9 protein-coding genes are annotated in these 10,724 nt (G+C 25.3%); 1 reads left to right on the forward strand and 8 read right to left on the reverse strand.

The window, feature by feature from the left end:
* The first annotated feature begins 229 nt into the window (after positions 1 to 229).
* Complete coding sequence (locus tag R4K56_RS13730; protein WP_335773134.1) at positions 230 to 2,203, forward strand: tetratricopeptide repeat protein; 1,974 nt, start codon at positions 230 to 232, stop codon at positions 2,201 to 2,203.
* 480 nt (positions 2,204 to 2,683) lie between these two features.
* On the opposite strand, the gene R4K56_RS13735 is transcribed toward R4K56_RS13730, so the two are convergent.
* From R4K56_RS13735 to R4K56_RS13770, 8 genes are all read right to left on the reverse strand, one after another.
* Positions 2,684 to 3,814: a DUF362 domain-containing protein gene (locus R4K56_RS13735; protein ID WP_335773133.1), complete on the reverse strand. Its 1,131-nt coding sequence runs from the start codon at positions 3,812 to 3,814 to the stop codon at positions 2,684 to 2,686.
* A gap of 68 nt (positions 3,815 to 3,882) precedes the next feature.
* Entirely contained in the window at positions 3,883 to 4,884 is a 1,002-nt protein-coding gene (locus tag R4K56_RS13740; protein ID WP_335773132.1) for a glycosyltransferase family 2 protein, read from the reverse strand.
* Between the two features lie 712 nt (positions 4,885 to 5,596).
* Complete coding sequence (locus tag R4K56_RS13745) at positions 5,597 to 6,424, reverse strand: thioredoxin fold domain-containing protein (RefSeq protein WP_335758541.1); 828 nt, start codon at positions 6,422 to 6,424, stop codon at positions 5,597 to 5,599.
* A 31-nt stretch (positions 6,425 to 6,455) separates the two neighbouring features.
* Positions 6,456 to 7,259, reverse strand: a complete 804-nt coding sequence (locus tag R4K56_RS13750) for a thioredoxin family protein (protein ID WP_335773135.1) — start codon at positions 7,257 to 7,259, stop codon at positions 6,456 to 6,458.
* A 102-nt stretch (positions 7,260 to 7,361) separates the two neighbouring features.
* Positions 7,362 to 8,366, reverse strand: coding sequence for a calcium/sodium antiporter (locus R4K56_RS13755; protein ID WP_335758543.1), 1,005 nt, complete (start codon positions 8,364 to 8,366; stop codon positions 7,362 to 7,364).
* Between the two features lie 22 nt (positions 8,367 to 8,388).
* Positions 8,389 to 9,063 (reverse strand): hypothetical protein, encoded by a 675-nt coding sequence (locus tag R4K56_RS13760; RefSeq protein ID WP_335773136.1) that lies wholly within the window; start codon positions 9,061 to 9,063, stop codon positions 8,389 to 8,391.
* Positions 9,064 to 9,215: 152 nt separating this feature from the next.
* Positions 9,216 to 9,554: a cupin domain-containing protein gene (locus R4K56_RS13765; RefSeq protein ID WP_335773137.1), complete on the reverse strand. Its 339-nt coding sequence runs from the start codon at positions 9,552 to 9,554 to the stop codon at positions 9,216 to 9,218.
* A gap of 181 nt (positions 9,555 to 9,735) precedes the next feature.
* On the reverse strand, positions 9,736 to 10,551 hold the full coding sequence (locus R4K56_RS13770; protein WP_335773138.1) for an ATP-binding protein: 816 nt from the start codon (positions 10,549 to 10,551) through the stop codon (positions 9,736 to 9,738).
* Positions 10,552 to 10,724: the final 173 nt, after the last annotated feature.

The following is a 10,724-nucleotide window of genomic DNA, read 5'->3' on the forward strand; positions in this document are numbered from 1 at the left end:
CGGCTTTGGAAATTAATGAAGAAGAAAATTTTATATAACCGTTATCATGAAAGCTATCAAAGTTTTTGCAACAGTCTTTTAAATTTTCTTAGAAAGAAAAGCAATAAATGGAAACGTGAATTATCAATAGTATTAGCAGAGAACTTTCATCTGTTTGAAAATTGACAAAATATAGTTGTTTAGGTATATTCTAATATGAAAATTATAAATTTATACTCAGGATAAATAAATGATAAAAAAAGAAATACAGCAATTATTTGAATTAGGAAAGAATGCCTTTCAAGAAAAAAGATATGAAGAAGCTATTTTTAATTTAGAAAAGATAATTGATATTTATAATAAAGATTTAGTTTTTTATTCTGATGATGAATTTATTATTTATAGTGATGAAACAAATGCTGAAGATACAGAGCAAATTCATAATCTTTTAGTTAGTACTCATTGTAATATAGGGGCATCTAAAGGCAATTTGAAAATGTATGAAGAATCCATAAAATATTTTGATAAAACTTTAGAGCTTGATGATAAATATTCTGATGCATACTATGGCAGAGGTATTTCTAAATATAGATTAGAATTATATGAAGAAGCAATAAAAGATTTTAATAAAGTTTTAGAATTAAATCCTAATTTAAAAAATGCTTATTACATTAGAGCTTTATCCTATGCTAAAATAAATAAACATAAAGAAGCAATTGATGATTTCAATACATTATTGATAGAATATGATGAAATTGATTATATATATTATTATTACAGAGGTTTATCTAAATTTCATTTGACTTTATTTGATGAAGCTATAAAAGATTTTAGTATTGCGGCAGATGCTTTGCCTAATGAAAGTTATATATATTATGATAGGGCTTTAACTTATTCTAGCTTGAATATGTTTGAAAATGCTATTTATGATTATAGTAAAGTTATAGAATTAAATAAAAATGATATTGACGCTTATTATAATAGAGCTTTATCATACTGTAAGATAGAAGAATATAATAAAGCTATAAAAGATTATGATAGAGTATTGGAATTAAATCCTAATGACAAAGAAGCAGTTTATAATAGAGCTTTATGCAAACAGAATTTAGATTTATTTGAAGAAGCAATTAAAGACTTTAATAATATTATTGATTCGGATAATATATTTGTTTATTATGGTTTAGGTATTTGTTATTTAGAATTAGAAAGATATAAAGAAGCTATTAATAATTTTGATATATTTTTAGAACTTAATCCTGATTATACTGATGCATATTTTTATAGAGGAAATGCAAAATCTGGTTTAGAACATTATGAAGAAGCTATTGAGGATTATAATAAAACTTTAGAATTAGATGATAGATATATAGATGCTTATTATGAAAGAGCTTTATCAAAAATAAATTTGAATTTGTATGATGAGGCAATGAATGACTTTGACGAAGCTTTATTTAATATAGAGTATGATTCTGATAGGGCTTATTTATATTATTTAAAAGCTGCTTTAAATGAAATATCAGAAAATTATACAGAGGCCATAGAAAATTATAGTAATGCTATAGAACTTGGAAATGAATGTTATTATAAGAGAGCCATTGCCAAACATAATGCCGGATTAATACAAGATGCTATTAATGATTATAATAAGGCTATAGAATTAGAACATGATAATTATGAAATATATAATAATAAAGGAAATGCGGAACTTGATTTATCTTTGTATGAAGAAGCTATTAAAGATTTTGATAAAGTTATAGAATTAAATCCTAATTATGATGAAGCATATTATAATAGAGGCATTGCAAATGAGGCATTGAAAAATTATGATGAATCTTTTAGAGATTATAAAATGACTATAAAATTAAATAAAGAACATGATTATGCTTTTAATAATTTGGGAAGCTGTTATGTAAAATTAAAAGAATATGACAAGGCATTAGAAAATTTTTATAAAGCATTAGAAATAAATTCTAAACTTGCCCTTCCTTATAATAATATAGGAGAAGTAAAATCAAGATTGGCTTTAAAAGAAAAAAACAATATAGAAAATTATAATAAATTAAATAGTGAAGCATTAGAATATTTTAATAAATCATACAAAATGGCTTTAACAAATAATGATGAATATGAGATAAATGCGATTATAGATAATATGAAAGAATTAGCACATGAAAATATAGAACCTGCAATAGAGTTTTTAAAAAATAATAATGTTAATTATTAAGATGAAATACAAATTTGTATATACCTAAACAATTATATTTTGTCAAAAATATTTTTTTAAATTTAAAATATTTGCCGGGCTTTGCTCTTACGAAGTACACAGTGCACTTACGCCACCTCACTTCTTTTACAACTGAAGTAAGTACCTAACGAAGTTCACCGTAGGTGTAGGTATAGTGTGCGGTGGGCTTCGCCAAAAGCACAATATAAAAATTGACAAACTTAAAAATTTTTAGTATATACCTAAACAACTATATTTTGTCAATTTTCACCTTTTTATAGATGTAAATTATAATTTTTTATAAAATAAAAGATTATCTAATATTAAGAAATATGTTTTACAAGTAATATAGATTTATTGATTTTGTATAATAATGAGTAATCAGCCGCACGTATAAAGGACATTCGTTAAGAATAAGCGATACTGTGCGGGTTGCCACTACGGCTAGTAGTTGACAAACTCTAAAATTTTTAGTATATTTTAAAATTTTCTTTTTAATGTTATGGCTTTATGAGGACATAATTCCTGACAGCAATAGCATGATATACAATTTTTATAATAATATTCTGGCGGATAATTTTTTCCTTTCTTATCAAAATTGAGTGCTAATGGTGTTACAGGACATACCTTTACACATACTCCGCATTTTACACATTTACTTTTATCTATAACAGGTTTAGGTATAATAGTAGCGAATAATCTTTTTATTATTGGGAATTTACTTAATTTCATTAAACTCCTTCCTATTCCTACACCTTTATGAGGCTTTTTAAAGTCTGTTACTTTTACGCTTTCTATTCCATCGCCTAATACTTCTATATCATCTTTATTTGAAAATCCATGTTTAAAACCCATTTTTAAAGTAGGTATGGTATTATAGTCAAATGATATTATCTGAGAAGCAATATAATCTAAAGCAACAGCATCATTTGATACTATTATAGCATTTATTTTTCTTGGACTTCCATTTCTTGGGCCGTTTCCTTCCATAGCTAAAATAGCATCCATTATATAAAGTTTAGGATTTACTAATTTATTCAAATCAAGAAGCATAGTTGAAAAATCTTCAAAATCTGGAAGTTTTAAATGGTATTCAGCCTTTCTAAAACCCGGTATGCATCCAAATTGATTTTTCACAGCTCCAGTCATAGTTGTAAGAGCATGCGATTTTAATTTCGGCAAACTTATTATAACATCAGCTTCCTGTATTGGTTTTGCTATTGTGAAACTTTTTTCTTGTATGCCGTTTTCATAAGAAACGCCAACCGGTTCTTCAAAATCCGCATACGAAACATTAAGTCTGTTTGCAACTTCATCTATTCCAGCTTTTAAAGCTACATTATTTCCTTTTCCTACTCCAGGAGAATCACCATAAGAAACTTTTGCATTTTTCTCTTGAAGTATAGAAACCACTGCCTCAAATATTACTGGGTGAGTTGTTACAGATCTATCTGCACTTTCTGCAGCAAGTAAATTGAGTTTTAATAACACTTTATTATTTTCTTTAACAAAAGAATCTATTCCGCCAAGTAAATCTATAGCCTTATTTATAGAATTTTTTACTTCTTCCAAATTATAATTTTCACATTTTATTACAACTACTTTACTCATAGTATTAACCTTTATAAAAACTGTTTATTAAATTATATAAGAATTAATTCAATTGTAAATAGTTTAAATTATGAATTATCATTTTTATAGTGTTTATATCTGTTTTCTTTATAGCGTATCGATATATCTTTATTGAATATTGATGCTCTTATATAATTATATTTATATTTTATTTTACTGTAGTATTCTTTTATTGTGTTTGATTCTATTAAAACTATAAATTCTTTAGAAAAATATTTATTATAATCTTCTTTGTTTATATATTTTGCTACTTTATTTAAAGTATTTTTTATAGTGCTAAAAACCTTTCTCTCATCATCAATAGTAAAATTCTTTGTTCTGAAGGCTAAAAATGCCTCTCCCTCTATATATTTGGCAAAAGATAATGATTTAGTTTCCCAAAAATTATATTTAGTATAAAATTCTTCCAATATTTCCAAATATTTTTTTATATCGTCAGATAATTTTTTTATATTTTTTATTGAATTTTCAGTAGATTGACCTGCCCTTTTTACATAATGATAATTTGTATTATATTCAAAACTTACATTTTTAGTATACATTAAAAGTTCATGAGAGAATATTCCATCTTCACCAGGATGTAAATTAATAGGATATCTTAAATATTTATAAGTATCCAATATAGATTTTCTTATAAACATTGACCAAGTAGGAAGTGCTGAATGGTAATCTTTATTTACTCTTTTATCTAAATTCCAAAATGTACTTAATACTACCAAATCACTATTATTTTTTTTAGCATTATTATAAAATACTTCTATAAAATCATTGTCTATATAATCATCACTATCCATAAAAAATAAATATTCACCGCTTGATTTTTCTATGCCATCATTTCTGGCAGCAGATACTCCGGCATTTTTTTTATCTATTATTATTATTCTATTATCTTTATTTGAATATTCTTTTAATATTTCTAATGAATCATCTGTAGATCCGTCATTAATGCATATTATCTCTAAATCTTTATACGTTTGATTAATTACACTATCTAAACAAGCTCTTAAATATTTTGAAACATTATAAACAGGTATTATTATACTAACCATATTGTTTTCCTATTTTTAATTTAATTAAATAACAACTTTATTTATTCTAATTTTATTATATTATAATTAATTCTTTTTTAAAGTGGAGTATATACCTAAACAACTATATTTTGTCAATTTTGAATTATTTATGAATGTAAATTAGATTTTTTATAAAATAAAATATTATTCCATATTGGTTAAATATGTAAGATAGATTATTAATTTTGTACAATAATAAGTAATCAGCCGCACACTTTACAGTGCTTCCTTCGGTCACGTATAAAGGACATTCGTTAATAATAAGTAATACCGTGCGGGTTGACCCTACGGCTAGTAGTTGACAAAGTTAAAAATTTTCAGTATATACCTAAACAACTATATTTTGTCAAAAATAAATTTACATTTTTGCTTTTATATCTGGGGCTTTGCCCCAGACCCCACTTCTTTTGTTGCCACAAAGAAGCAAAAAGGCTACATTTTGGCTTTAATTTAATAAATTATTTTACATGTAAGACAATTTTAGTATGATTTAGTACTAATTTTATACTTGCACTTTCGCGAAGCGTATCCGAGTTTATCGAGGATATAGGTTCTTTGACGAAGTCCGCAGAGCGTGTGCGGCGGGAAAAAGTTGAATAAAAAAATGACAAACTATAAAATTTTCAGCATATATAAAAAAGAGATGCTTATAAAAACATCTCTTTATAAAAGTTATATAAATCAATAAATATTAATTCTTTTCATTTATATATGATAATAAACTCTCATATTGTACTTTCATGTTTTCCGGAACTTTAGGATCATCTAATAATTTTTCTAAATATTTTTTTGGTTCATCTTTTTCACCTGCTAAAGCCATAATAACAACTTTATAATAATGTGCTACATAAACTTCTTCAGATTTAGGATAATTTTTTATTATATTATCGAAATATTCATTTGCCTTTTCATAATCTCTGCGTTGAGCTCTTATAAGACCGAAACCTAATAAATACTTTGGCATTGCTTCTTTTGATATAGCCTTTTTAGCCATTAAAGCATCATATATTTTTTTAGATTCTTCCTCATTGCCTGATTCTAAATATAAATCTAATTTTTCTAAACTAGGTTCTTTGCTAGCCAATACAGTATTAATTTTATCAAGTTTTTCTATAGCATTTTTCATATAAGGAACAAATTTTTCACCTTCAACATATCCGCCTATATTCTCTAATATTAATCCGTCAGCATTAATAAATAATATAGTAGGAAACCCTTGAACTCCGTATTTTTGTGCTACTTCTGCACCTTCTTTTGAAGTTTCAGGATTTAATTTTACCGCAACCATTTTTTTTGCCATGTCTATAACTTCTTTATGTGAATATGTGTTCTTATCTAATTCCTTACACCAAGTACACCAATCAGTATAAACATCAATCATTATAGGAAGATTTTTATCTTTAGCTTTTTTCATTGCAGTTGCTAAATCTTTTTCCCATTTGATTTCAGCACTTTCCACATTATTACATGAACTAGCAAATACTAATATAAGTAAACTTATTAATATATTCTTATTCATATTTTTCCCTCCGTTATTTGAAATTATATTATTAATTTAACTCAAAATAGTCTATTAAACTTAAATATTGTTCTTTTATATCATCAGGAACTTTATTAGTTAAACCTTCTATATATTTTATTCCCTCATTAGTTTTTCCATCATTTATTATCATATCAAGAGCTTTATAATAATGAGCAATATAAGCCTCTTTATGATCGCTATATTTGTCAATTATTTCATTTAAATATCTCATGCCATTTGTATAATCATTATCATCTAATAACATAATTGCTATTTTTGACATATATTGAGCAACAGAATCTTGAGGTATTTTATTTTCTTTACTTAAAATAGTATACATTTCTGAGGCTTCTTTAGAATATCCAGAATCTATATATACATCTAATTTATCTATTGTAGCTGTATCATCTTTAAAGGCATTTTTTATTCTTTCTTCTTTTTCTTTAATGCCTTTCATTTCTTCCATAAGCTCATCACTTTCAATATATCCTAGTATTTTTCTTATAACAAATTTATCACTATTTAAAAATAGTATGGTAGGAAAACCTAATATATTATATTTTTTTAGTATTTCATCACCATTGCTTGATTTTTCAGGATTATATTTTAAAGTTATAAAATTAGTACTGTAATTTACAATGTCTTTATTAACAAATGTTTTTTTATTCATTTCTTTACAAGCACCGCACCAATCTGTATAAACATCCATCATTATAGGCTTGTTTTCTAATTTCGATTTTTCTATTGCAGCATCAAAATCAGTTTCCCAATCTATTTTTTTACCGCAGGATATTACAAAAATGAAAGAAAGCAATATTAATAATTTTTTCATAATGTTTCCTAAAAATGTTTTCATAATAAAACAATTATTAAATATAAATGTAAACTATACGATAAATTTTAATAATTGTTTTAAATGAAAATAATTATTTTATTATACAGAAGTAGTTTTTAATAAATATGCTACATAAATTAAATATATAACTAAGAATATTATTCCTTTTACTTTTCCTAAAGTTTTTCCCTTCATAGTAAATAACAATAATAAAACTCCTGCAAATACCATAATAGAAAAGTCCATTAAATAATCTTGGGTTTTACTAAGTATGATTCCGCCGTATTTGAATGAAGCTACAGAAGATATACCAAGAACACCGCCCACATTAAATATATTGCTTCCTACTATATTTCCAATAGATATATCTGCCTCTTTTTTCATTGCTGCTATAACACTTGTAACAAGTTCTGGAATGCTTGTTCCAACTGCTACAACTATGAATCCTATTATATGTTCGCTTAAGAAATTTCTAAATATTCCTGTAACACCTTTAATAAATATATCAGAACCAAATGCTAATGCAATTATGGCAACTATTATTTTAAATATTGCTCTTGCTATAGATGTTGTTTTTGTTGATGATGAAACTTCCTTTTCAAATGAAGCCATTTCATCTTTGTCTTTTGATATTACACTATATAGATAGTAAACGTATATGCATAATAAGATTATAAGTATGATACCTTCAATTATTGATATTTTATCACCGCTTAATGTCTTTGTTTCCATGTTAAAAAGCATTATACATAAAGCTGCATACATTATAAACATAGACACCATAGAAACATAATATGATTTTTTACCTGCCGCCATATTCATAAATAAAGCTGAAACACCAAGTACAAATACTATATTAAATATATTACTTCCTATAACATTACCAACTGCAATTGCACTTTCACCTCTTAAAGCACCGAATAAACTTACGAAAAGTTCCGGCATTGATGTGCCCATAGCTACTACAGTAAGTCCTATAACTATAGGAGGTATTTTTAATTTATTAGCTACCATTACACTACCATCTACAATATATGTACCACCGAGATATAAAAGAAGTATTCCTGCCGCTGTAAATACGATATTCAATAAAATGTTTTCCATAAATTATATATTCCCTTAAAAATTAATTATTATTGTTGTCTGTATTATTTTGATTTAGATTGTTTGCTTCATTATAAGTTTCTGTGTTATTTGCTGTACTTTCATTAGTATTTTCACTAGAAGTGTCATTATTTTCAATAGAAGTATTATCAACAGAAGTATTTTCTGTATTATCTTTATTTTCTATTTTTTTGTTTTTATTTAATGCAGATACTATAAATATTATCAAACATATTAAAAGTATAAATACTACCAATGCTGTTGATAACCATAAAGGAGATAATACCCATACCCAACTCCAAGTAACTGCTTTAAATAATTTTAATATTACAAATATTATTCCCAAAAAAGCAAAGAATGCTACTGATATATTTAATACAGAAAATGCATTACTTTTTACTGCAATTTCAGAACTTTTATTTGCTTCTTCATTATTAGAGTTTTCATTGTTAGTGTTTTTATTATTTTGTTTGTTTTTGAAAAATAACGAATCAAATGATAAGGCACCTATTACAAGTATTACTTCCAATAACAAAATAGCTATTACTGCATACCAGCTTAAAGTCATTAAAACTTTTGATACTTTTAGTAATGCTATAATTATGATAAAGACAGGAAGCAGTCTTGATGAGAAATTAAGTAAATTTCTAATTAAATATAAGGTTGCCATTGTAAAAACGCTTTTAACTTTTCCCATAATCTTATTTCCTATGTAAAATAATATGACTCTAATAATATATTATTTTTATTAAATTTAAACTATATTTAATAAATATTTTTTACCGAATAAAAGAATGGCATAATAAATTATAAATTTCCTATGCCAAAGTTATGAATTTATCTATAGGGTTATTCTGATTTTACTTGTATAACTAGCACTTTGAATGCTTCTATTGCTTTTAAGGAATGTTTTGCATTTGCAGGTATAAATATAGATTCACTATTTGAAACAGAGAATTTATCATTTTCTATAATTATTTCTGCTTTTCCTTCTATAACATTCACTAAAACATCACCTGTGCTTTCATGAGTTGGTATTTCCATATCTTTATCTACAGATATTATTTTCATTACTAAGCTTTTTCTATCAACTAATGATAATGCTGATATTGAATTATTTTTTATTTCTGATAAGTCATTCAATTTAATAACTTTTTTATAATCTATATTATTAATAAATTTTTCCATTAATTTAATTTTCCTTTATAATTTTATTTTTGTTTGTATTATCTAACAGGATAGAATAAAAATCCGTTGCCATAGCAACAAAATTGAATTTTTTATTATATAATTTGATATATTTATTGATATTCTCTTATACATGGGAAAAACCTCATGTATAAGAATTATAAAAAACAGAAAAAAATAATTAAATGATGTTACCGTCTATTGAAATAGTATATTCTTTAATTATGATATTTTTTTGAGCTATTTCTAATGCCTTTCTTACAACCATTTCTACACCGCCGCAGCAAGGAACTTCCATTCTTACTATAGATATGGAATTTATTTTTTTATTAGTAAATATATTTGCCAATTTTTCTATATAACTATCAATATCCATATCCAATTTAGGACAAAACATTATAAGTGTTTTATCTTTTAAAAATCTCGAATGAAAATTAGGATATGAAAATGGTATACAATCAGCTGCTACAAGCAAATCGGCATTATCAAAGTAATTTGCATTAGGATTAATCAATTTTAATTGTATAGGCCAGTTCCTAAGTTCTGAATTCATTTGAATATTAGCATTATTATTTTCATTATGCTGTTTATTTCTTAAATCTCTTTGCATACTTCCAGGACAGCCGCAAAATTTATTTTCTTCTAAACTTGGTATTTCAATATTATTCTCTTTTAAATAGTTAATGGCTTCATTAAATAATTTATCTTCTCCATGATCTTTTAAATGTTTAAGATGTGCTTTTATTACATTAGATCCGCCTTTTACTATATTTACCATAACTTTACTTTCATTATATTCTTCAGCTTCTCTTTCTTCTATTTCCATAGCATTTTCAGGACATGCCTTTATACAAGCTCCAAGTCCGTCGCAAAATAAATCACTAATTAATCTTGCTTTTCCATCTATTATTTGTAATGCACCTTCCGGACAATCTGGTATACATATACCGCAGCCTGTACATTTTTCTTCATCTATCTTTATGATTCTTCTTTTCATTACTGCTCCTTAATAGATATTTTTATTAATTGAATAATAAAATAATAAATTATAAAAATCTATTGCTATAGCAACAATGTTAATTTTTATTATATTTTTTATCTATTCTGCCCGCCCCCCCACCCCTAATTTACATATATATTGTTATAACGGTTATTTATAAAAAAATAGTG

The organism is Brachyspira pulli (assembly GCF_036997785.1).
Lineage (GTDB): Bacteria > Spirochaetota > Brachyspiria > Brachyspirales > Brachyspiraceae > Brachyspira > Brachyspira pulli.